Annotated in this window: 21 protein-coding genes; 16 read left to right on the top strand and 5 right to left on the bottom strand. The window is 40.0% G+C overall.

The window, feature by feature from the left end; translation table 11 throughout:
- The first annotated feature begins 6 nt into the window (after positions 1-6).
- The 4 genes from H8B21_RS11570 to H8B21_RS11555 are packed head-to-tail and all read left to right on the top strand — an operon-like array spanning position 7 to position 5,841.
- On the top strand, positions 7-1,512 hold the full coding sequence (locus H8B21_RS11570; protein WP_190313898.1) for a RagB/SusD family nutrient uptake outer membrane protein: 1,506 nt from the start codon (positions 7-9) through the stop codon (positions 1,510-1,512).
- 17 nt (positions 1,513-1,529) lie between these two features.
- Entirely contained in the window at positions 1,530-3,392 is a 1,863-nt protein-coding gene (locus H8B21_RS11565) for an endonuclease/exonuclease/phosphatase family protein (RefSeq protein WP_190313897.1), read from the top strand.
- A gap of 10 nt (positions 3,393-3,402) precedes the next feature.
- The gene (locus H8B21_RS11560; RefSeq protein ID WP_190313896.1) at positions 3,403-4,923 is read left to right on the top strand and encodes an arylsulfatase; all 1,521 of its coding nucleotides are present in this window, start codon (positions 3,403-3,405) and stop codon (positions 4,921-4,923) included.
- 24 nt (positions 4,924-4,947) lie between these two features.
- Entirely contained in the window at positions 4,948-5,841 is an 894-nt protein-coding gene (locus H8B21_RS11555) for a DUF6528 family protein (protein WP_190313895.1), read from the top strand.
- Positions 5,842-5,849: 8 nt separating this feature from the next.
- Here H8B21_RS11555 and H8B21_RS11550 read toward each other — a convergent pair whose 3' ends face one another.
- A complete protein-coding gene (locus H8B21_RS11550; protein WP_223814975.1) occupies positions 5,850-6,434 on the bottom strand; it encodes an NUDIX hydrolase in 585 nt (194 codons plus the stop codon).
- Positions 6,435-6,456: 22 nt separating this feature from the next.
- Between H8B21_RS11550 and pyrE the strand changes: the two genes are divergently transcribed.
- The 4 genes from pyrE (at position 6,457) to trxB (ending at position 9,591) form a co-directional block, all read left to right on the top strand.
- Positions 6,457-7,101, top strand: coding sequence for an orotate phosphoribosyltransferase (gene pyrE / locus H8B21_RS11545; protein WP_190313893.1), 645 nt, complete (start codon positions 6,457-6,459; stop codon positions 7,099-7,101).
- Between the two features lie 18 nt (positions 7,102-7,119).
- Complete coding sequence (locus H8B21_RS11540) at positions 7,120-7,518, top strand: SRPBCC family protein (RefSeq protein WP_190313892.1); 399 nt, start codon at positions 7,120-7,122, stop codon at positions 7,516-7,518.
- Between the two features lie 153 nt (positions 7,519-7,671).
- On the top strand, positions 7,672-8,601 hold the full coding sequence (locus tag H8B21_RS11535) for a 3'-5' exonuclease (protein ID WP_190313891.1): 930 nt from the start codon (positions 7,672-7,674) through the stop codon (positions 8,599-8,601).
- 21 nt (positions 8,602-8,622) lie between these two features.
- Positions 8,623-9,591 carry a thioredoxin-disulfide reductase gene (gene trxB / locus H8B21_RS11530; RefSeq protein ID WP_190313890.1) on the top strand — a complete coding sequence of 323 codons (969 nt, stop codon included), beginning with the start codon at positions 8,623-8,625 and terminating at the stop codon, positions 9,589-9,591.
- 33 nt (positions 9,592-9,624) lie between these two features.
- Here trxB and H8B21_RS11525 read toward each other — a convergent pair whose 3' ends face one another.
- A complete protein-coding gene (locus tag H8B21_RS11525) occupies positions 9,625-10,413 on the bottom strand; it encodes a Cof-type HAD-IIB family hydrolase (protein ID WP_190313889.1) in 789 nt (262 codons plus the stop codon).
- Between the two features lie 42 nt (positions 10,414-10,455).
- Between H8B21_RS11525 and H8B21_RS11520 the strand changes: the two genes are divergently transcribed.
- Positions 10,456-11,640: a class I SAM-dependent methyltransferase gene (locus H8B21_RS11520; protein WP_190313888.1), complete on the top strand. Its 1,185-nt coding sequence runs from the start codon at positions 10,456-10,458 to the stop codon at positions 11,638-11,640.
- Between the two features lie 10 nt (positions 11,641-11,650).
- Here H8B21_RS11520 and H8B21_RS11515 read toward each other — a convergent pair whose 3' ends face one another.
- Genes H8B21_RS11515 through H8B21_RS11505 form a run of 3 tightly spaced genes read right to left on the bottom strand, consistent with a single transcriptional unit; the run spans position 11,651 to position 16,866 of the window.
- Positions 11,651-13,735, bottom strand: coding sequence for a TonB-dependent receptor (locus H8B21_RS11515; protein ID WP_190313887.1), 2,085 nt, complete (start codon positions 13,733-13,735; stop codon positions 11,651-11,653).
- 11 nt (positions 13,736-13,746) lie between these two features.
- A complete protein-coding gene (locus tag H8B21_RS11510) occupies positions 13,747-15,042 on the bottom strand; it encodes a BamA/TamA family outer membrane protein (protein ID WP_190313886.1) in 1,296 nt (431 codons plus the stop codon).
- Between the two features lie 48 nt (positions 15,043-15,090).
- Entirely contained in the window at positions 15,091-16,866 is a 1,776-nt protein-coding gene (locus H8B21_RS11505; RefSeq protein WP_190313885.1) for an ABC transporter ATP-binding protein, read from the bottom strand.
- 86 nt (positions 16,867-16,952) lie between these two features.
- Here H8B21_RS11505 and H8B21_RS11500 point away from each other — a divergent pair, with 86 nt between their 5' ends.
- The 7 genes from H8B21_RS11500 to H8B21_RS11470 all read left to right on the top strand — a co-directional run bounded on the left by H8B21_RS11500 (position 16,953) and on the right by H8B21_RS11470 (position 22,477).
- Positions 16,953-18,023 (top strand): Glu/Leu/Phe/Val family dehydrogenase, encoded by a 1,071-nt coding sequence (locus H8B21_RS11500; RefSeq protein WP_190313884.1) that lies wholly within the window; start codon positions 16,953-16,955, stop codon positions 18,021-18,023.
- Positions 18,024-18,082: 59 nt separating this feature from the next.
- Positions 18,083-19,030, top strand: coding sequence for a transcription antitermination factor NusB (nusB, locus tag H8B21_RS11495; protein ID WP_190313883.1), 948 nt, complete (start codon positions 18,083-18,085; stop codon positions 19,028-19,030).
- A gap of 54 nt (positions 19,031-19,084) precedes the next feature.
- Positions 19,085-19,516 carry a DUF1573 domain-containing protein gene (locus tag H8B21_RS11490; protein WP_190313882.1) on the top strand — a complete coding sequence of 144 codons (432 nt, stop codon included), beginning with the start codon at positions 19,085-19,087 and terminating at the stop codon, positions 19,514-19,516.
- 57 nt (positions 19,517-19,573) lie between these two features.
- Positions 19,574-19,894 carry a preprotein translocase subunit YajC gene (yajC, locus tag H8B21_RS11485; RefSeq protein ID WP_148920823.1) on the top strand — a complete coding sequence of 107 codons (321 nt, stop codon included), beginning with the start codon at positions 19,574-19,576 and terminating at the stop codon, positions 19,892-19,894.
- A gap of 85 nt (positions 19,895-19,979) precedes the next feature.
- Entirely contained in the window at positions 19,980-20,927 is a 948-nt protein-coding gene (locus H8B21_RS11480; protein ID WP_190313881.1) for a CdaR family protein, read from the top strand.
- A gap of 3 nt (positions 20,928-20,930) precedes the next feature.
- Complete coding sequence (gene coaE / locus H8B21_RS11475) at positions 20,931-21,527, top strand: dephospho-CoA kinase (protein ID WP_190313880.1); 597 nt, start codon at positions 20,931-20,933, stop codon at positions 21,525-21,527.
- Positions 21,524-22,477, top strand: a complete 954-nt coding sequence (locus H8B21_RS11470; protein ID WP_190313879.1) for an MBL fold metallo-hydrolase — start codon at positions 21,524-21,526, stop codon at positions 22,475-22,477. Before coaE ends, H8B21_RS11470 begins: the two co-directional genes overlap by 4 nt.
- Positions 22,478-22,590: the final 113 nt, after the last annotated feature.

The raw sequence follows: 22,590 nt of genomic DNA, 5'->3' as shown, positions 1-22,590 counted from the left end.
TAAGCTATGAAAAAGATTATATATGCAATTTTTGGACTATTTACCGCCTCAGTTGTGGGATGTAGCGATATGCTAGATACTCAACCGACGGACTTTTATAGCCAAGATATATATTGGAAGAATGAGCAGCAGGTGCTAAATGCCTTAACAGGATGTTACCAAGCACTTACCCATGCAGAACTTTATAACGCCCAAACTCCTTTTATGTTTGAGGCTATGAGTCCAAATGCGTTTAATTACGATAATCAACGTAATGCTAACGATTTTGCAGCTGGTGTACACAACGCGACCACTTTAGGCATGAATGATGCCATGTGGAAAGGTTGTTATCGGGGAATAGGTCGATGTAATATGCTCTTGTCTAATATAGATAAAGCTGAAATGGATGAAGATTTAAGAACCAGAATTATTGGAGAAGCAAAATTTCTCCGGGCTTTCTTCTATCAGCGGCTAAACGTACTATTTCACGGTGTGCCTCTGATGTTAGATGAACCTAATCCTGATGAGCACGGAAGCTTACCTAGGAGTACATATGAGCAGGTTCGGGAGCAGATACTGCGTGATTTAGATGATGCCGCTGCATCATTGCCAGCTTCCTATACCAAAGCTGAGGATGGCAGAGCCACAAAAGGCGCTGCTTGGGCTTTAAAAGCTCGTGTTTTACTACAGGATCATCAATACCAAGATGTTGTAAATACGATAGAAGAAATCATAGACTTAGATCGATATGACCTTTATCCAAATTATAATGGCCTTTTCCGAAAAGTAAATGAGGGAAATCAAGAAATCGTGTTTGATATACGTTTTAAAGCTCCAGAACTGGTTAATACATACGATATCATTATGGCTCAATATAGTACACAAGCTCCCGTACAGGGGTTAGTAGATGTCTATCAAATGGTAGATGGCCTTTCTATCGATGAAAGTCCGCTGTATGATCCACAGAAACCCTATGAAAATAGAGATCCGCGGTTTAAGCAATCTATCGTTTATATCGGTGCGCCTTGGCGAAACCGCACAGCTACAAATGCAGATCTACATCAAACCGGTTATACTTTCCGGAAATTTACAGAATATAATGAAACGACATCAGGTACTTTAACGAATTCCGAAACGAATTATGTGGAAATTCGCTACGCTGATGTACTATTGATGTATGCAGAAGCGCTAAACGAGTTGTCAGGCCCGTCCGATGAAGTTTATAATGCAATTAACAGGATCCGATCCCGACCTACTGTAGGAATGCCACCATTAGAAGAGGGACTTAATAAGGAAGAAATGCGGGAGGCAATACGTTTGGAACGACGTATAGAACTAGCAGGAGAGGGTTCTTATTTTTACGATATACGGAGATGGAAAACGATTGAAAAAGAAATGAATGAACCGATATATGATTACCAGGGAAAGTTGATACAGAATAGGAAATTTGTTGCGAATAGGGATTATATATGGCCGATCCCTTACACAGAGATTGATCTCAATCCTGCTCTTGAACCAAACCCTAACTACTGATTGTTAAACGAGGAGGTATGAAAATCTATTTAATAATCGGATCTTTTTTTGCGTTGACTCTCCTGTTTTCGGGAATGGAGTCAGTAAATGACGGACGCAGGAGAGAGCGTCAAGAAGTGATACTTCGATTTGATTTTGAAAATACGGTTGGTAGTAGCGCAGGGCCCTCATTCATAACGCAGGATAAGAATGTGTCGTATGTCCAAGGTCTTGACGGGAAAGCCTTATATGTTTCACCTGATGACTCCAAAAGAAGAATTTTTTTGGAAAATTCGGATGTTCATTTAGATTCTCGTCATGACTTTACGGTCGTGTTTTGGGTGAAGAGCAATATGGATGACGAGCATGCGTCGGTAATTCTTTCAAATAAGGAATTTGATGGTCGAGGGGTAGGGGAACAGAAAAAGAAGGGGTGGGCTTTTTATATGTCTGAAGGAGTTTGGGCATGGAACATGGGGTCGGGGGATCGTCGATTGGCTCATGAATACGAACTGGGTGTGGAAGGTAGGTATGTGTTAAATGATGGTCGATGGCACCAGTTGGCGATGTCATATAATAAAGATAGAGCTGAAATTCGCCTATTTTACGATGGCGATCAGAAAGCCATTTACAATGTTAAAGATGCAACAGGCTTTGATTTTTCGACTTCATTACCTTTAATGATCGGCTCGAATGGGTCAGATTCCAGCGCAATACAGAAAATTCGTAAAGAAGTTGAAGATGGGGGGGCAAAGTTACAGCATTTGGTTGACGAATTTAACCGTTTGGAAGTAGGGAAACTAACAGATGAACAATTTGAAACATTGATTGTCGACCCGAAAGATTTGTTCGAAAAACGGTCAGCCAAATTAGGAAAACAGCGAAATGCTGATCAAACAAAGCTTTTAGAACCGATTATGAATATCAGATCGGAATTGCTGGAGAGTCCATACACGGTACATCAGGTCAGAGATTTCATGCGCGTCGCACCGCTACTGAAAATATACACGTTGAATGATGGGAAAATAATCATTAACGAACAAATTGTAGATGAGATCGTGGTAAAAGAGCAATTTTTCCCCTCGGAGTTTGAAATGGACAATCTATTGATTTGGAACAGAACTTTATCGTCTCAAGAGGTACTAACGTCTTATAAAACGTATTTTAAACAGAAGATGCCTCCGCTGGAAAGAAAATTGTCAACTATCTCCATAGGAAACTGGAATATCCATCACGGTGGAAAACATAATTCCATAAAAAAAGACGGTTGGGATTCCCGGGTTCGCATTGTAGAGATGTTAAAGAAAGCAAACGTAGACATTGTCATGTTACAGGAGACATATTCCTCCGGAGCCTTTATAGCAGATCAATTGGGATTCTATTTTGCTTCGACAATTGACCGGGATTATTTGCATCAGGGAACTAATATATCTGTACTCAGCCGCTATCCAATTAAAGAGATTTATGTTCCAGAAACTGCTACTTTTATGAACGTAGGAGTAAAGATAGCCATTAGTGAATCACAGGATATGTATGTCATGTCAAATTGGTATGGTATGGCTCAGTTCTCCGCAGTTTATGATTTTCATCAATCTAGATTTTCAGAGTCCGACAGTATACCTATTATTTTTGCCGGTGATTTCAATGCTATTCCAGAAGCAGATGGAGGTGAAAGTTTAGGCGCGGAAAAATTGTTGGCTACGGGATTTATTGATGCGTATCGTAGTTTATACCCGGATGTGAATCGGTATCCTGGTTACACACATGAAAACGGACGTCGAATTGATCAACTTTATTATAAAGGCAAAACCTTAAGAAACAATTCAACAAAGGTTATTTCGGAATGGCCGACAGGGTTTCCTTCTGATCATTATTTAATTGTTTCAAAATTTGATATGTAAGCAATAGGACATGGACAGGATAAAAAAAATAACCCTCCTAGTAGGTATCATGGGTGTAATATGGAATATATCCGTGATTGCTCAGGAAACAAACAAAAATCATAAGCAGAAATTGCCCAATATTATCTATATATATGCAGATGATTTGGGCTACGGTGAGATTGAAGCCTATGGTCAGCTTAAAATAAAAACCCCTCATCTAAATAAACTTCGTGAAGAAGGTATGATATTTACAGATCATTATACCAGTGCTCCCGTATGTGCGCCTGCTCGCTGTATGCTACTCACCGGTAAGAACGGAGGGAGTTCCTATATTCGTGGTAATTACGAAATGGGCGGATTTTCTGATAGCTTGGAAGCCGGGCAGATGCCGCTCCCGGAAGGTTGTTATACCCTGCCCAAAATGTTAAAGAAAGCTGGTTATACAAATGGTATGGCTGGAAAATGGGGGTTGGGTATGCATAATACCACAGGATCCCCCCTTAAACAAGGTTTTGATTTTTATGTAGGGTACCTAGACCAAAAACAGGCGCATAACTTTTATCCGACACATTTATGGCTAAATGACGAGCCATTAAAATTGAATAATCGCGAGGTAAATGTGCATAAGCCATTGGACTCAACCAATGTAGTTGACAAAGATTTCGATACTTATATAGGTGACGAGTATGCAGGGGATGTAATGACAGCGCATGCAGTGAAATTTATCGAGGATAATAAAAACCAGCCATTTTTTTTATATCTTCCTTTTCCGCAACCTCATGTTTCGTTACAGGCACCCCAAGAATTTATTGATCAATACATAAATAAGTTTGAAGACGAAAAGCCATACTATGGTCAACAGGGATATGCTCCAAATAAATATCCCTTATCAACCTATGCGGCAATGATCACTTACCTAGATGCACAAATAGGTATAATAATGGATAAGGTAGCCTCATTAGGATTGGATGAAAACACCATCATCATGTTTTCGAGTGATAACGGAACGACCTTTAATGGAGGGGTTCAATCAGCATTTTTCAATAGTGTCTCGGGATTACGTGGTTTGAAAATGGATGTGTTTGAAGGAGGCATCAGGGTGCCTTTTGTCGTGAGATGGAAAGGGAAAATTAAAGCGGGATCTGTTACCGATCTTGTTTCGGTTCAATATGACCTTATGGCTACGTTAGCAGATCTGACAGGACAGGATGCTGGGGATACCGATGGAGTTTCTTTTTTACCCACCTTATTGGGGGAAAATACATCGCAAAATAAACGCGAATACATATATTGGGAATATCCTGAAAAAGGGGGGCAAGTTGCGGTTAGAATGGGTAAATGGAAGGGGGTGAAAGTAAATATCCGTAAAGATACATATGAAAAAGCGCCATGGATGCTCTTCAATCTAGAAATTGACAGAAATGAAACCAAAGATTTGGCAGATGACTATCCCGAACTCGTCAAAACTTTTGATGAAATTGTAAAAAAAGAACATCAGCCAGCTCACATAAATAATTGGGAAATAATACAACCAAAATTCAATAAGTAGTATTTTTCCATTATCCATTACAAAATGAAAAAAAATCTTCTTCTACTTTTCTTTTTATCGTGCCTTTGCCAGGTTCATGGACAGGTACTCTCTGTTGTCCCTTCCGGAGCTTTAATCGCCTGTGGGGAAGACAAAGTTTTGATTATTGATCCGAACAAAGGAAATGATACTACCGCCATCATATGGTCATGGAGTGTTCACGAAGCGAAGGCATACCTACCCGAACGCTATCAAAAATTATTAGTACCTTTTGATGAATGTAAACCTATAGATGATAACACAAAAATTCTACTCACTTCATCAGGTGGGGCAACTTGTATCTTAGATATCGAAAGTAGAAAAATAGAGTTTTACGCGCATACACCTATGGCACACTCTGCCGATATTATTCCAGGTGGCTTCATCGCCGTAGCTAATTCCACACATCCCCATGGAAATAGTTTGGAAATATACCACCGTTCAAAACCGGAAGAATTGATTCTAAAAGATACCCTTTACTCCGGACATGGTGTAGTCTGGCATCCGCAAAAAGAGCGGCTTTTTGTTTTAGGGTTTAATGACATAAGATGCTATAAGATTAAACAAGGAAATGATGGTATCGATTTACAGCTTGATTATACGGATACCCTGCCCGATGATGGAGGCCACGACCTCTCGCAGGTGGATCTCTATAGATTTTTAATCACTACACATCAACATGTCTTTATATACGATATTGATAAACGCGAATTTACGCCATTTGACAAGCTGGATCTGCCCCATGTTAAATCGATTAATTATTCACCGCACAGCGACCATCTGGTGTACACAAAAGCAGAAGAGAGTTGGTGGACATTTAACATCTACTTGCGTAATCCCGATAAGACTGTTCACCTTCCTTTTTTAAAACTTTATAAGGTAAGAGTGGTGGCGTTTTAGGCACGTCTTCATATCCTTTCGATAATTTGAGCAATAAGCGGATAGGTGTTTTCCAATACGGTATCGAAATCTTTCCTCCCAATCCATTTCGCCTCTGTAATATCTTCCTCAGTTTGGGGAATCAACTTTGGGGACTTATTCACACCCATTTCGTACCAATTGGTTTGTTTCAATACAAATTTTCCACGCATCATGTAAGTATGATAGGTTGTTTGAAGCTTTGGGCCTAGGTAATTGATACGGATACCACATTCTTCCTCTACTTCCCGAACAGCAGCTTCCTTCATCTTTTCGTTGTTCTCTACCTTGCCTTTGGGTAGATCCCACTTTCCCAATCGATGGATAAACAAGTATTCACCTTCACCATTTTTGACCAATCCTCCGGCAGCTTTGATAATTTCGGGCTTTTGCGAGATCGATTTGAAAACTTTCTCTATATCGGGGTGTATATATAGATAGGTAATGCCCTTTGTCGCTTTCTGTTTGGATGCTTGAAAAAGTTTTTCAAGATCAATGTCTTGTAAACCAATTGTTTGAACATTCGACAGTTTCTTTGGAAGAAAATCAGCCAAAATAAGCTGAGATTCGTTCATATAAATTTTATAAATTTGTGCCATGAATAATTTAAATGAGGTTGAACAAAAAATTGCTGAATCCTTATTGCAAATTAAAGCAATAAAATTACAACCTAAAAACCCTTTTGTGTGGGCGTCAGGTTGGAAATCTCCAATTTATTGTGATAATCGTATCGCATTATCATATCCGGCAATCCGAACTTATATTCGCCAACAACTATCGCAGTTGATTCAAGAAGAATTTGGAACCGTAGAAATGATATCAGGTGTGGCAACGGCGGGAATACCTCAAGGCGTATTGGTTGCTCAAGACCTAGGTTTACCCTTTACGTATGTTCGTAGTAGTGCGAAAGACCATGGCCGTCAGAATCTTATCGAAGGAGAAGTTGTTAGCGGACAGCGCGTGGTCGTGGTAGAAGATTTAATATCTACAGGCAAAAGCAGTTTATTAGCTGTAGAAGCGTTGCGTGAAGCAGGATGTAATGTAGTAGGACTAGTTTCCATTTTTACTTATGGATTTGACCAAGCGGTTAAAAATTTTGCAGATGCAAAATGTCCTTTTTTCAGCTTATGTAACTACGACGCGCTAATTAAGGTAGCAGTTAACAACGGCTATATTTTGGAATCTGATGTGACATTGTTGGAACAATGGCGTAAAGATCCGTCAGCCTGGACAGGACAATAAAGTATTAAAACCAAGCATATGACCATTATTCAAAACAATGTTGATATTCATAAACCCATAGAAGCGGTTTATGCGTTTTTGGCTGACATGAACAACCATGAACAGCTTATGCCCGACAATATCCACAATTGGTCGTCGACAGAGGACGAGGCTCGTTTTACGATCAAGAATATGGCGAAGCTTGCTTTGAAAATCAGCCAGCGGATAGTGAACAAGGAAATCGTTTGTCTACCTATTGAAGAAGCGCCTTTTGCACTCACTTTACGCTGGAAACTGGAAGATAAAGGTATAGACACCACAAACGCAACGTTTGTGATTGAGGCTGAACTTAATATGATGATGAAGATGATGGCTTCTGGCCCTCTTCAAAAACTAGCCGATCATCAAGTAAATACGTTGAAAAATATATTGGGATAAAACAGTCATTATCTTATAAAAAGTAAATCCCCGGCGAAAGTTGGGGATTTTTTATTTACCGTGATAATTCTGTCATTAATCGGGTAGATGTTTAACAAGACCAAAGAGTTTTGTACATTTGTTGTAAGAGAGTTTATAATCAATCGCTATCAGATGGAATTACAATTAAAACGCCCCATGGCTTTTTTTGATTTGGAAACCACGGGTGTAAATATTGCCGTGGATCGTATCGTTGAGTTATCCATATTAAAAATATCACCAGGAGGCAAAGAAGAGGTATTGACGATTAAGGTTAACCCCGAAATGCCAATACCTGCTGAGTCTTCGATGTTTCACGGGATTTATGATGAAGATGTGAAAAATCTTCCACCGTTTAGAGAACGAGCGGAGGAAATTAAAAACTTTATAGAAGACGCTGATTTAGCAGGCTATAACTCTAATAAATTCGATGTACCGATGTTGATGGAGGAGTTTTTGCGCGCAGGAGTGGATTTTTCGTTAGAAGGAAGGGCTTTTGTTGACGTGCAGAATATTTTCCATCAAATGGAACAACGAACCTTGAAAGCTGCCTACAAGTTTTATTGTGATGCACCGTTGGAGAATGCACATACTGCGGAAGCTGATGTACGTGCTACATACGAGGTACTAAAGGCTCAGTTGTCAAAATACGAAGGGGCAATTTTTGAAGATAAACATGGGAATGTGACGACACCTGTAGTGAATGATGTAGAAGCTTTACATCGATTTACCAATTTGAGCAATCCGGTTGATTTTGCCGGCCGCTTAGTTTATGATGAGGACGGCGACCCGTGCATCAATTTTGGTAAACATAAAGGTAGAAAAGTAGTGAATGTGTTTGATGTAGAACCCAGTTATTATGCTTGGATGCAACAAGGTGATTTTCCTCTCTATACAAAAAAGGTGTTGGAAAAGTTATGGAATGCGCATCGACATACAAAGAAAGAACAACAGCAAAATAGTAGGGTGGAAGTAAATAAGGATCGCCCACATAAGGAACAGGTTCCTGCTAGACCCATTACAGAAGATATGCTCAAACAGCTTCAGGGAAAATTTGGGAAATAAGTTTTGAACAACGAAAATAAAATGACAAATACAGAAGGAAGAGAACACTTACAGTGCTTGATTATTGGATCCGGGCCTGCGGGTTATACCGCAGCTATTTATGCAGCTAGAGCTGATTTAAAGCCAGTAATATATACAGGTATTGTTCCTGGGGGACAATTGACACAAACAACCGAAGTAGATAATTTTCCGGGATACCCTCAAGGTATCACAGGTCCCGTTTTGATGGAAGATCTAAAGGCGCAGGCTGAACGTTTCGGAACGGAGGTACGTTTTGGTTATGCGACGAAAGTGGAATTTTCGAAAGATGGAGGGACACACAGAGTAGAGATTGACGGTTCAACTTGGGTATCGGCGGAAACGGTTATTATTGCCACGGGTGCGACTGCGAAATGGTTGGGATTACCTTCGGAAGAGAAATATAATGGATTTGGCGTCTCTGCTTGTGCAGTCTGCGATGGTTTCTTTTTCAAAGGTCAAGATGTGGCGATTGTAGGTGCTGGAGATACCGCAGCGGAAGAGGCAACATACTTAGCCAAGTTGTGTAGGAAAGTATATATGTTAGTGCGTCGAGATGAATTTAGGGCATCCAAAGCGATGGTACATCGCGTAATGAATACGCCTAATATCGAGATCATATACAATACCGAGGCAGAAGAGATATTAGGGAACGAAACAGGTGTTACCGGCGTTCGTGTCATCAACAATCAGACACAGGAAGTGAAACATCTAGACATTACGGGATTCTTTGTGGCAATTGGACATAAGCCAAATACAGAACTATTTAAGGGTATCCTTGATATGGATGAGACTGGGTATCTGATTACAAAACCGGACAGTACCGCGACCAATATACCGGGTGTCTTTGCTAGCGGGGATGTGCAAGATCATGTATACCGCCAAGCGATTACCGCAGCCGGTACGGGTTGTATGGCGGCGTTAGAAGCCGAACGTTATCTGGCAGCAAAAGAAAATTTTGTAGAAGAATAATGCACAGGGGCGCTATTTGCGCCCCTAACTATACTATATCACCTTAAAGTAATGTAAGGCATTCCAGATACCGTCGTTGTCTACATCTGTTGTAATGTAATCTGCGATTTCCTTCACTTCCGGATTAGCATTCCCCATAGCAACGCCAATCGACACGTGCTTTAACATGGTAATATCATTTCCGCCGTCTCCAAACGCCATGGTCTGTGTGATATCTATACCGAAATGCTTACAGAAAATATCTATTCCTACTTGTTTGCTCTGTCCTTTAGGGTTCACATCGGCAAAAAGAGGTGTCCATCTGGAGGCAACCGAATTCGGCATAACATTTTGCATAAAGTCTTCCTCTTCTTCCGGCCCAAGAAATATATTGGTTTGCAAAATACTCGCCGGATCAACTTTGTTCATGTCTACCAAAGGCGGAACAGGAAGGTTCAAGTGTGCGTACATTCCCGCTATTTCCGGTGTTACATCATAAATAGTAATTTCTTTTTCGGACATTAGGGAAAAACTCAACGGACGTTCCTTGGTATAATTCAATACCGCTTTTATATCGTTTGCATGTATAGCTTGTTTAAACAGCACATCACTTTCTTGGGTGACACAATAGCCACCGTTAAAGGTAATAAACCCATCAAAATCCAGAAACTTAACATGATCGATGCTATTAATGGAACGGCCGGTCGATAAAATGACTTTAATTCCTTGTCTTTGCAATTGTTCAATTGCCTTTTGGGTAGAGAGAGGAACTTGGTGTGTCTTGAAACTTAAAAGCGTACCGTCTATATCGAAAAAGACAGCTTTGATTTTAGGATATTGCATAGTACAAAGGTACAATTTCTTTATATTCTCTATCTTTGCGCTATGGATAATTATGCCACCTTTTTTGATAAAATTCGAGAATCTCTTCAACGCGAGGAGTTTATTAAAATTTCCTTGGGAGACTATAATGGAACAGAGCTATATTTAAAGAATGTATATATCAAACCAGTTATTATAAAGCGAGAAAAGAAACTATCATTTGTTTTTCGTTATAAAACACAAGACATTACTCAAAATTTTGAAATAGAGACGGCTATCATGGAGATACAAGGGCTTTTAAAAGTCGAAGGATTTCGAGTAGCAACTTTATTTACGGAAAGGGAAAACCTATTATGTCAATTTACTAAAAAAGGAGTATGGTCTCTTAGGCAAGAGAATCCCACAGCTAAGAAACCTGTTGTCCTTACGCACGATAAACAAAAAGAACGAAAGCTAGATAGCGCTGACAAGGTTTATTTACAAGAGCTAAAGCTGACGGATGCAGCCGGAAACGTGTATAAAAACGCGCAAGATAAATGGAAACAAATTAACCATTATATAGAAATACTAAGTTCTATATTGCAGCGTCTACCGCCTAGAGAGACATTAAATGTAGTCGATATGGGCGCGGGAAAAGGTTATTTGACATTTGCTTTGTATGATTATTTAGTGCATACACTTCAAAAGCGGACTTCTTTGGTGGGGGTGGAGTATCGGAAAGATTTGGTGGAGCTATGCAATCATATTGCCGCCAAATCGAATTTCAAAGATTTGCTGTTTATGCGAGGTGCGATAGAAGATTATCAACCCCAAAATGATTTAGATATTTTAATTGCTTTACATGCTTGTGATACGGCTACGGATGATGCTATAGCTAAAGGTATTAGACACGATGCAGATCTGATTGTGGTTGCACCATGTTGTCATAAACAAATTCGTCGGGAAATGGAAAAGTCCAAAGTGAAAAATGAGCTTGACTTTTTGGTGAAACATGGAATTTTTATGGAGCGTCAGGCTGAAATGGTTACCGATGGGTTACGGGCGTTGATCATGGAATATTTTGGTTATCAAACCAAAGTCTTTCAATTTGTGTCGGATGCCCACACACCTAAAAATGTACTGATAGTGGGCGAGAAAAAAATTGTCGATACCCGAAAACAGCAGGAGATTCTGGAAAAAATAAAATCCACGAAGGCATATTTTGGTATTAGTTATCACCATCTGGAAACATTATTGGAGATGGGATAAAAAAGTGATTTTATAAAGTCACTTTCATCCCACCGTAATAATTCCGAGTAGGAGCGGGATTGAAAAATCGATCCCCAAAAGCGTTAATATCATTGCCTAAGCTATATCGTTCATTCAACAGATTATCCACGCCGGCAAAAAATTGAAGCTGTTGCTTGTTTTTTAAACGCATATTCCATGTTCCTTTGACTTGTACCAAATGAAACTTATCGGAAAATGCATTATTCGCATCATTTAACGGCATGGCGGAAGTGAAATTATGAGAAAGATTCAACCCGAATTTTTTTGGAAAGCTGATTAAGAATGTGTTCGTCCATACCCAGTTTGGTACTGCTGTGACTTTATTGCGAGAAAAATCATTGCCATTTACATTATATCTTCCGAAGCGGTAATGATTGTAAGCAACGCTCGAATGAAGGTTCATCGCTCGGATAAATCTCTCACGTTTAGGGGTTAATATAAATGCCCAAATAGACGCTTCAACACCATTTTGTTTGATTTCTCCCGCATTGAGGTAATACACTTCGCCATTATCATTAAGTTGTTCCACGATTCCATTTTTTATTTTATAATGGTAAATGCTTAAATCGGCAATAAATCGTCTGCTATTTGTTTCTAGACGAGTACCCAGTTCATAATTTGTGCCTGTTTCTGGGAGTAGGGAGCTGTTGATGATCCTATCGGACGGGCGTATTTCTTCGTTTGTAGGCGTAGAATAGCCCTTCGAAATAGAGCCCCGTACAGCAAATCTATCTGTTATTAAATAAGAAGTTGCGATGCGTGGCATCCAGATGCTGCCAAATGTTATGTTACCGCTCGGATTTTCTATTTCAGGGTAATGTTGGCGGTAGCGGACTTTTGAGTGGTTTAACCCTAACGAGCCCTCCATCGTCCAGCGTTGGAATATTTTGGCCATGGCACGGTAGAAAAAGCTATATTGTGTATTGTAGAGATTGTCATGGTCCGCTAGCTCGCTAGCTTTACCTTGCTCATTGCCGAAGTTTTCCATCTCGTACCATCCTTTTTGTCCTTCAAAACCAAGCTGCATTTGCCATTGAAAGTGCTGCATATCTTCGTTTCTGTACGAGAAATACGTGCGGAGACCGAGATTATTCTCCGTTCGATATTCGTAATTGGTAATAAACGGATTTTCGAAATCGGTATTCGAACCAAATATGCTGACGGTATGTGATAACTTATTATTCAGTTGCGCGTGGTGTGCAATTCCACCATAAAATGTTTTGTTATAAATACCGGCTTGTTGTTCTTTAGCACCTGGATTTGAACCAGCCGCCGGACGGGACATGCGTGGATTTTCATCCATTTGCGCTTGTGTCAGTCCGCCAGGCGTACGATAGCCCAAATCACTGTACAAGGCAAAAAAACGAAGTTCATTTTTGGGCGTGTATTTCCAACGATGCGCCGTTTGGAATGTTTTTTTGTTCAAAGCGGTGTTATCGCGGTACCCATCCGATCTTGTAAACGACTGATCGAAAGAGAAACTATAATTATCCGTTACTTTCCGCTGTATGGAGAGCTGTTCTTGAAACAAGCCAAATGATCCGCCGCTTAATAATAGAGAACTATGATTTTTACGCACATCAAAGCCATTCGGGGCTATGTTAATAACGCCACCGGAGTTAGCGCCATACAACGAACCATCGGGGCCTTTAATAATATGTATAGCATTTATAGCTGCCGGGTCTAGCAGGTTTAGATAGGTGTTTCCTCCGGCATCGGTCAGTGGGAAATCGTCTACATATATTTTGGCGTTGCGAATCCCGAACTTAGATCGGATAAGACTTCCGCGCATGGCCAGACGGTAGCTCCCCGGTGAACGTTCTTCCATCCGCACACCTGCCACGGTGTTAATGGCAGGAATTAACGTGGTGGTTTGTTGTGCTTCGATCAAACGTGGGCTGATCGTTTGTGCTGCTGACGTTAGTTCCAGAATAGGTTGCTGGCTGAAATAGGCGTTGATATTGACGGGGTTAATTTCTTGCGGATCCGATATGCTGTCGGTTGTCTGGCTCCAAACAGTAAAAGGAATGTATAATATAGCGGTAAGTAGAAAAAAATTAAATTTCAAAAGCATGTGTATCTAATTTAAAAGGCTTCGTTCAATCCTAAGAATAAACCGCGTTGCCCGAATCGACCAAAAGCGTAGTCAATACATAGATTTGTCCGTGTCGCTTTATTGAACAGCAGACGTAGCCCTGTACCACCAGCTGGCTGCCATTGCTGGAAGAGCTTTGTGCCCAAACGGTCGTTGGCAGTTTGAACATTGGCGAAGACAACTCCACTTAAGAATTGGTTGCGTAAAATAGGGAATCGATATTCCACTTCCGAATAGAAAAAGGAATTTCCCTTGAAATAACCATTGGTATAGCCACGTCCGGTACGAGCAAATGGATCTTTCCCGGTGCCTGGAAGGTCAAGATATGCCTGTCTGCCACCAACATTATACGATCCCCAGTGCCAAAAGGCCAAAACATGATTGGGACGAGAGGAGGATAGCTGCCAGTATTTCCGAAAGTCTGTTTGTAATTGATAGGCACTCTGTGCGCTCCCCATCCAGGCTTGGCTCATCCGCAGAACGATATCCGTATAGATTCCCTTGTATGCGCTGTTTGGGTTGTCACGCGTCATATATTGCCAATTGAACATCAATCCATTATTGTTATAACTTTGTGCACTATACCCTGTAAAGTCGCTATAAACTTCAAGCGGCGTATATTCATGGTCTCCCAGCGTATGGATACTACGTTTAAGCTCAATGAAAACTCCTGCACCTACAAACATACCGGGTAATAATTTTTTATAGATACGTTCATTAAAACCGTATACGGTATATTGGTTGACAAAGCGAGTACGTTCTGGATTATTAAGTGTTTCCTCTTCGGGAATAGCTGTTTCTACTACATTTCCCATACCCATTCCGTAATCCAGCCCCACCATCTTGGCGACAATAATCCCCCCCTTGAGATTCCATTTGTTTTTAGGAGTATAGGTATCATGCATCAGGTAACCATATATAATACCGCGAGTAGTATAGCTTAATGCTGTGGCAAATGTTGACATGGTCGTGTTTTCCGGATCACCTACATATACACCGCCCACAACCTTTGCGCCGATCTGGAAGCCAATACTGGGGTTATAATTGATGTTAGGTAAAATAGAAATTCCCGATGGTTTTCGGGAAATCCTGGTGGTTGTATCGTGACGGACAAACCTGATGATATCTTTTATACCGTCGCCAATATCATAGAGATGGTCAAAATTTCGCGTAACGGTGTCTTTTGTTTCTTGTGTGCTAAGTGTATCTTTCAACACGATTTGTTGCGCAAATAGTCCTGGACAACAGATAATAAGGTAAAATAGGAAGCCCCATTGTTTATACATCTCACAAAAATAAAAATATTTGGTATACTTTTTTTGATATATAGGTTTTTATTCCGCTTCCAAAAGTTGTTTTTCATGTAGCTCGAAATACTCTCCTTCCAAAGCCATTAATTCCTCATGCGTACCTTGCTCGATGATACGGCCTTCGTCCAAGACGAGGATATGATCTGCATTTTTTATAGTAGATATACGATGCGCAATGAAAATAGTCGTTTTATTCCGCATAATACGACTAAGATTATGGAGTATTTCTTCTTCCGTTTTTGTATCAACAGCCGAAAGGCAATCATCAAAAATGAGTATCTGTGGATCTTTAACAAGTGCACGTGCGATAGACACTCGTTGTTTCTGACCACCAGATAGTGTAAGGCCCCGTTCGCCGATAGAGGTCTGAAAGCCGTTGTCAAAATTCATGATGTTATCATAGACGGCTGCATCTTTTGCTGCTTGTTCCACCCTATTCATTTCTAGGGTATCCAGACCAAAAGCAATGTTATTTGCTATCGTATCCGAAAAGAGGAATACCTGCTGTGGCACAAAGCCAATCTGGGAGCGTAAGGTGTCTATTTTTATCTGTTGTAACGGTGTGCCGTCGTAATAAATACGGCCTTGATCAGCGTCATACATGCGCAACAGCAGATTCGCTAATGTCGATTTACCCGAACCCGTTTTCCCGATAATAGCGAGTGTTTGTCCACGTTTTATGTTGAATGAAAGATTTTCTATGGCTTTGATTCCTGTTTCGGGATAGGTGAATGAAAGATTTTCTACAGTTATATCACCTTGAAGTATGGACTCTTTATCACCGTCTTTTATATCGGATGTCGTTTTCAGAAATTCATTGATTCGTTTTTGTGATGCCGCAGCCCGCTGGAACAAAGAGGTCACCCATGCCAGCGACATGGCAGGGAAAGTAAGCTGATTGACATATAGGATAAACTCTGCTATGTTCCCGGCAGTAATCGTTCCATTTTTTACTTCAATACCGCCTACATACACCGTGATAATCGTACTGAATCCGATGAGGAAAATAATTAACGGAAAGAAAATGGCTTGTATGCGGACGAGGTCGAGCGAAACTTTATTGTATAGATTGCTTTCATCCTTAAATACGTCCATTTTTTGCTTTTCGCGTGTGTAAGTTTTAATAACGCGTATTCCTGAAAACGTTTCCTGTACAAAGGAAGAAAGCACGGATAGCTGTCGTTGTATTCTTTCGCTCCGCTGATTAATGATCTTATTGATAAATAGAATAATCACCGATAGTATAGGAATCGGCAACAAAGAATAAGTAGCAAGCTTTGGATTCACATTATACATAGCATAGATAATCATGATAGAAAGCACCACCGTGTTGATCGCGTACATAATAGCCGGCCCTAGATAGTTTCTCACCTGATTGACATCTTCCGTGGCACGGTTCATCATATCGCCTGTATTGTTCCTTCTAAAAAAAGAAAAATCCAGTTCCTGATAATGATTGTAAATCTCATTTTTGAGATCGTACTCGATATGGCGCGACGTGAGGATGATTGTTTGGCGCATAAAGAATAAGAAAATACCCCGCAATAAGGAGAGAGCCAGAACAACGAAACCGAAAAAAAGCAGACTGCTACCGAATACTTGATATACCAAATCTTGTCGGTCAAAACCATCATATAACCTATAAAGGTCGATGTTTTCCTTAACGAGATCAAAAGCTTCCCGGATAACGACAGCCGGTAGAATACCAAAGTAGTTGGATATAACGACGAATAAAACACCCGGAATGAGTTTCCAACGGTATTTGTAAAAGTATTTATTAAGATAAGCCAACTCCTTCATCGGGAACAAATGTAAGGCTAAAATTTGAAAAAATATTCCCTACTTTTGCAGAAGCAAAAAGAACATATAGGTACTTAAGGAATGTTATGGAAGTAAATAATTCTTCTGTTTTCAATAAGATGGCGATTTCTGGTCATCAGAATTTATTTTTCTGCCAAGATAAGGTGGTGGGATTGCAAGCAATTGTTGCGATTCATGATACGACATTAGGTCCGGCGATAGGAGGTGTCCGCATGTTACCCTATGAATCTTTGACAGATGCTGTTGATGATGCACTACGCCTATCGGAAGCGATTACCTATAAAGCTTCTCTTGCAGGTCTGAATCTAGGTGGGGGCAGTGCCATTATTATAGGCAATCATCGAACAGATAAAACGGAAGCTTTAATGCGTCGGTTTGGGAAGTTCATTGAAGGACTTAATGGAAACTTTATTGCTTCGACCGATATCGGTACCACGCAGAAAGATCTAGAGTACATGTTGTCTGAAACGGATTATGTAGCCGGGTTGCCTGCGTCTCTAAATGGAGGTGGAGATACCACGCTCTTCGCGGCGCGTGGTGTATTTTATGGAATTAAAGCGGCTATTAAAGAGCTATATGGCGATGATGGATTAGCTGGTCGCAAGATAGCGGTACAAGGTGTCGGAGGTGTCGGAGAGCAATTGGTGGCCATGTTGCGTGCGGAAAATGCACGTGTTTACGTATCGGATATGACGGAGGAACGCAAGATGAAGATTGCCGCGAAATATAAAGCGGAGCCGATTACCTACTCCACCAGTTTCGAACTGGATGCTGATGTATATGCACCATGTGCTTTGGGTGGGACGGTAAATCCTGAAACCGTACCACGTATGCGTTGTCGGATTATTGCCGGGTCAGCAAATAACCAATTAAAGGAAGAAGAAGAAACAAATAGACTGCTTAAAGAACGGAATATCTTATATACTCCTGATTTTTTAATTAACGCAGGGGCATTGATTAGTTGCTATTCAGAGTTAGAGGGATACGGTAATGACCGTACAGAAGCATTAATTAAAAATATCTATAACGCGACCCGTCATGTCATCCAAAAATCTGTTGAAGACAATATTACTACATACGAAGCTGCTAAACAATTAGCAGAAAAGCGTATATTTGACATCAAGAAAATTAAATAGGTGAGTTTGGAAAGTATAATACGTTCTTATTTATATACAATCGTTCTTTAAATTAAATTATGCTTAATAGAAGGCACCTTAGGGTGAAAGTTATGCAAACGCTGTATGCGTTTAGTTTATCACAAGATAAACAAGTGAAAGATTTCGAGAAAATACTGTTAACCAGTGTTGACGAAGTTAACCAGATGTATATTTGGACACTGAATCTACTTGATGAAGTTGCTGAATATGTACTAATTGATGCAGAGGGGAGAGCTAATAAATTTTTGCCGACCGAAACGGATAAGATCTATACGACAAAATTGAATAGCAATAGTTTTATTGAATCACTACGGCAAAATAGAACCTACTTGGAAAATGTAAAGAGGTACAAGGTTTCCTGGACGTTCGATCCCGAAATAGTTCGTTCTATCTTCGCACAATTGAAAGATTCACCTGAATATATGGCTTATCTGCAGCAGGAAGATAGATCTATTGCTGCGGAGAAAGATATTATCAAGTTTATCTTCAAGAAAATCATATTGAAATCGCCCGAAATTGAACAGGCTTTCGAAGCGAAGTTTATCAATTGGCCGGTGGACAGGGAAGTGCTACAGGCTATGGTGGCTAAAACGTTTAAAAACTTCAGTAGTGAAAATCCGGCACAAAACAAATTGGCGGATTTAACACCTAGTTGGGAAGAGGACGGGGAGTTTATCGTTGAACTCTTAAAGCAGACTATCCGCTACGGCGATGAATACCAGCAGTTGATTTCTGTTAAGACGAAAAACTGGGAAGCTGATCGTATTGCATTGGTCGATACGCTATTGATGCGTATGGCAATTTGTGAGTTAATTAACTTTCCAACAATTCCGGTAAAGGTTACAATTAATGAATATATAGAGCTTTCAAAAGCATTTAGTACGTCTAAAAGTAATACATTTATCAATGGCATCTTGGATAAGATCCTTGCAGAGTTGGCACAACAAGGACGTATTCAGAAAACGGGTAGAGGTCTACAAGGGTAAAGTTGTAAAAAAATAAACGACGTAACAACTTAGCAAATAAACAATAAAAATACAATGAATATACTAAAATCATTTTTTGTTTGTGGGTTATTAGCAATCTTGATTTCCTGTGGAAATTCAGGGAATAAAGAGGAGCAATCAACAGCTACGTTAGCTAATGAAGCAGCTAAAGGGGGTCAAATTGAATTTGCTGAATCTGTTTTTGATTTTGGACAGGTGAAAGAAGGTGAAGTTGTAGAACACGAGTATACATACACCAATACCGGAACAGCTCCCGTAATCCTGTCACAAGTTTCTGCATCGTGCGGTTGTACAACGCCCTCATACACGCAAACTCCTGTTCTTCCTGGTAAATCTGGTGAAATAAAAGTGAGTTTTGATAGCAATGGGCAAGTAGGTACACAGCAAAAAATTGTGACGATTGTTTCCAATGCTGACAATCGGGTCACCACTATTCAGTTGAAAGGTGAGGTTTTGCCGAAATAAGAGCATAATTGCTTTTAGTAGATAATTTAACATGTAACTTTTAATTTTATATATAATATGATAACTACGTTATTACAAGCGGCACCCGGAGGCGGTGGATTGATGAGTTTCTTACCTATGATTCTGATTGTTGTGGTATTTTATTTCTTCATGATCAGACCACAGATGAAGAAACAAAAGGACCATAAAAAATATATTGAGGAATTAGGTGTGAACTCAAAAATCGTGACAACAGCGGGAATCCACGGACGTATTGTGGAAGTTAGCGAGACGACTTTCTTAGTAGATGTAGGTTCGGGTGTGAAAATCCGTTTCGACAAATCTGCTGTTGCTTTAGACGCTTCCAGAGCGGCGAACGGCGAAACTGTAAAGAAATAAGTTTTTTATAGACTTGATTTTTGAAAAAGGAGATTGTCTCAACAGACAGTCTCCTTTTTAGTTGTCTTTTACTATTTTTGTGGTTATGGCACAACCCCGCTTCACGAAAACAAAAAGGCGAAAACTCGCAATATTTTTGCGATGTTTAGTCATCTCCTTTATCGCGTGGTTGTTGTTTGCCGTTTCTACCGAGCAGACATTTCGTATCGATGCAGGTATTTCCTATGTGAATATTCCGGAGAACAAGGCGTTTCATCCATTGCAATCAGATACGGTTAGTATCCGGATGAGAATGAGTGGTTGGAAGATGTTCGTGAAAAGACTTCGACCCGATACACCACACATCCAAGTTGATCTAAGTGGATTGAGAACGAGGAATTATATTGTTTTTGCAAATCAATTGGGATACATCAATCGACAATTTCCAGCAGATAACCAAGTGATTGGTGTGATACCCGACACATTGTATTTTGATTTTTCTAAGCAAACACAAAGAAAGGTACCTATACGTCCGTTATATGATATACAATTTAAGAAGCAATATGGCATTATAGGCGATACCCGGGCAAATCCCGAATACGTCACGGTAACTGGGCCATTGGAGGATGTTGCCAATATCGATTATTTGGAAACCGATACCATTCGAGGTAGCGAGGTAGCAACGGACGTGCGCACAATCGCCTATTTGAATAAACATCAAAAGAACAACATAACAATCTATCCTACATTTTCAGAGATTACCATTCCGGTGGGGGAAATTACGGAAAAGGTGATTGAACTGCCGCTCAAAGTGGAAAATGCTTCGCGGTATACTTCCGTCCGGATTTTACCTAGCAAGATTAAAGTTACGTTTTTGGTATCGTTGAAAGATTATAATAAATGGTCGTCGCGAGATTTTGAGGCTGTGGTAGATATGGAAAATTGGGAAAAGAATAAAGTACAGAATCTACCGGTAATCCTAACAAAAGTGCCCGAACACTGTCATGTTGTTAGTATAGAGCCACAGAATGTTGATTTTTTTGTTAGAAGATAGATTATGGGGTTGAAGATCGGTCTCACCGGAGGCATAGGTTCGGGAAAGAGTTACGTAGCGAAAGTTTTTAAAGCGCTAGGTGTGCCCTTTTATGATGCAGATAAAGAAGCGAAAGAATTGATGAATACCAATTCAGCTATTAAAAATGCATTGATATTGGAATTTGGTAAGCAGGTTTATGATATCGAAGGGCATCTGGATCGTGCTTATCTGGCTTCACAAGTGTTTCGGGATAAAGAGAGACTGGATAAACTGAACGCCATTGTACACCCTATCGTAATCCAACATGGAGAAGATTGGGCACTATCACAAAACTTTCCGTATTCATTGAAAGAAGCAGCACTGCTTTTTGAAAGTGGTTCATATAAAAAACTAGATTATACTATCTTGGTAACAGCACCGACAGATATGCGTATCGCACGTGTTATGCAACGAGATACGATAACTAGAGAAGAAGTATTGGATCGTATAAACAAACAACTGCCAGACGAAGAAAAGCAAAAACTCGCGGACTTTATTATCGTAAATGATGGATTAACGCCTTTACTTCCGCAGATATTACCGCTACACAAGCAATTTCTAGAAGGGCAAAAAACATGAAGGAGATTTTCGAGGATTTTTTAATAAAAGATGATATCGGCTATTATTGTCGGTATGGTGATTTTTACATTGATGCGATGTATCCCGTTGCAAAAAATATCATATCGCATGCGCACGGTGATCATGCTACCAATGGACATAAAACGATGTATGCTACAGCTGCTACATTTGCATTTATGAAAAATAAGTTCCCGAAAATAGCAGAAAATAGTCTTGAGGTCGTAACCTTCGAGCACACCTTTAAACTAGGAAATGTAAATATTACTTTTTTTCCTGCCGGACATATATTAGGTTCTGCACAAGTGTTGATGGAGTGTCAAGGAGTGAAGTATCTATATACGGGTGATTATAAATTACAGGAAGATGCTACTTGTGAACCAATTGTATTGACGCAGGCTGATGTCCTGATCACTGAATCGACCTTTGCCAATCCTGCCGTCTCACATCCGGACGTGGAGAAAGAGATCCTAAAATTGAAAGATAGGCCAAGTAACATTATGTTGGGGTGCTATACCTTAGGCAAAGCACAGCGACTAACAGCATTGATAAATGACTTACTGCCGGAACGAGAGGTATTGGTACATCATAAAATGTATCCTGTTCATAAGCTATATAACGAGTTAGGATACAAACGACTTTGTTATACCTTATATAATCGCAAAGCAATGAAAGACGGGAGCACCAACAAAATTTATTTGGTTCCACCGCTTACATTCAACAGTTATTTTAAGGCAAAAAATGTATTGAGAGCATTTGCTTCCGGTTGGGAGCGGTTACAAAGACAAAATGATATTGAATTATATATCTCCGATCACGTAGACTGGAAGGACATTTTGTATTTCATTGATAAAGTAGATCCGAGACAGGTATGGACAATCCACGGGGATGGAAGATATTTAAAAAAACATTTCGATGGAAAGCTTATTGTCCGCGATATATTATCGGCTTAATAAAATCGGCATTTTTCTTGTAGAGCTTTAGAAGGAAAGAAAAAGCATTAACGTATGAATCGATTTTTTAAGACAATAATTGCTGGATGGGGAGCTAAAAAATTAGGGCTTGG

This window comes from Sphingobacterium chuzhouense, assembly GCF_014692525.1.
Lineage (GTDB): Bacteria > Bacteroidota > Bacteroidia > Sphingobacteriales > Sphingobacteriaceae > Sphingobacterium > Sphingobacterium chuzhouense.
Note: the sequence above shows the minus strand (reverse complement) of the source record. Positions and strands in the feature narration are given on the sequence as shown.

Bases quoted from the DNA above. Each gene is read 5' to 3' on its own strand.
- H8B21_RS11570 (WP_190313898.1), top strand. From the start codon at position 7: ATGAAAAAGATTATATATGCAATTTTTGGACTATTTACCGCCTCAGTT.
- H8B21_RS11565 (WP_190313897.1), top strand. From the start codon at position 1,530: ATGAAAATCTATTTAATAATCGGATCTTTTTTTGCGTTGACTCTCCTG.
- H8B21_RS11560 (WP_190313896.1), top strand. From the start codon at position 3,403: ATGGACAGGATAAAAAAAATAACCCTCCTAGTAGGTATCATGGGTGTA.
- H8B21_RS11555 (WP_190313895.1), top strand. From the start codon at position 4,948: ATGAAAAAAAATCTTCTTCTACTTTTCTTTTTATCGTGCCTTTGCCAG.
- H8B21_RS11550 (WP_223814975.1), bottom strand. From the start codon at position 6,434: ATGAACGAATCTCAGCTTATTTTGGCTGATTTTCTTCCAAAGAAACTG.
- pyrE (WP_190313893.1), top strand. From the start codon at position 6,457: ATGAATAATTTAAATGAGGTTGAACAAAAAATTGCTGAATCCTTATTG.
- H8B21_RS11540 (WP_190313892.1), top strand. From the start codon at position 7,120: ATGACCATTATTCAAAACAATGTTGATATTCATAAACCCATAGAAGCG.
- H8B21_RS11535 (WP_190313891.1), top strand. From the start codon at position 7,672: ATGGAATTACAATTAAAACGCCCCATGGCTTTTTTTGATTTGGAAACC.
- trxB (WP_190313890.1), top strand. From the start codon at position 8,623: ATGACAAATACAGAAGGAAGAGAACACTTACAGTGCTTGATTATTGGA.
- H8B21_RS11525 (WP_190313889.1), bottom strand. From the start codon at position 10,413: ATGCAATATCCTAAAATCAAAGCTGTCTTTTTCGATATAGACGGTACG.
- H8B21_RS11520 (WP_190313888.1), top strand. From the start codon at position 10,456: ATGGATAATTATGCCACCTTTTTTGATAAAATTCGAGAATCTCTTCAA.
- H8B21_RS11515 (WP_190313887.1), bottom strand. From the start codon at position 13,735: ATGCTTTTGAAATTTAATTTTTTTCTACTTACCGCTATATTATACATT.
- H8B21_RS11510 (WP_190313886.1), bottom strand. From the start codon at position 15,042: ATGTATAAACAATGGGGCTTCCTATTTTACCTTATTATCTGTTGTCCA.
- H8B21_RS11505 (WP_190313885.1), bottom strand. From the start codon at position 16,866: ATGAAGGAGTTGGCTTATCTTAATAAATACTTTTACAAATACCGTTGG.
- H8B21_RS11500 (WP_190313884.1), top strand. From the start codon at position 16,953: ATGGAAGTAAATAATTCTTCTGTTTTCAATAAGATGGCGATTTCTGGT.
- nusB (WP_190313883.1), top strand. From the start codon at position 18,083: ATGCTTAATAGAAGGCACCTTAGGGTGAAAGTTATGCAAACGCTGTAT.
- H8B21_RS11490 (WP_190313882.1), top strand. From the start codon at position 19,085: ATGAATATACTAAAATCATTTTTTGTTTGTGGGTTATTAGCAATCTTG.
- yajC (WP_148920823.1), top strand. From the start codon at position 19,574: ATGATAACTACGTTATTACAAGCGGCACCCGGAGGCGGTGGATTGATG.
- H8B21_RS11480 (WP_190313881.1), top strand. From the start codon at position 19,980: ATGGCACAACCCCGCTTCACGAAAACAAAAAGGCGAAAACTCGCAATA.
- coaE (WP_190313880.1), top strand. From the start codon at position 20,931: ATGGGGTTGAAGATCGGTCTCACCGGAGGCATAGGTTCGGGAAAGAGT.
- H8B21_RS11470 (WP_190313879.1), top strand. From the start codon at position 21,524: ATGAAGGAGATTTTCGAGGATTTTTTAATAAAAGATGATATCGGCTAT.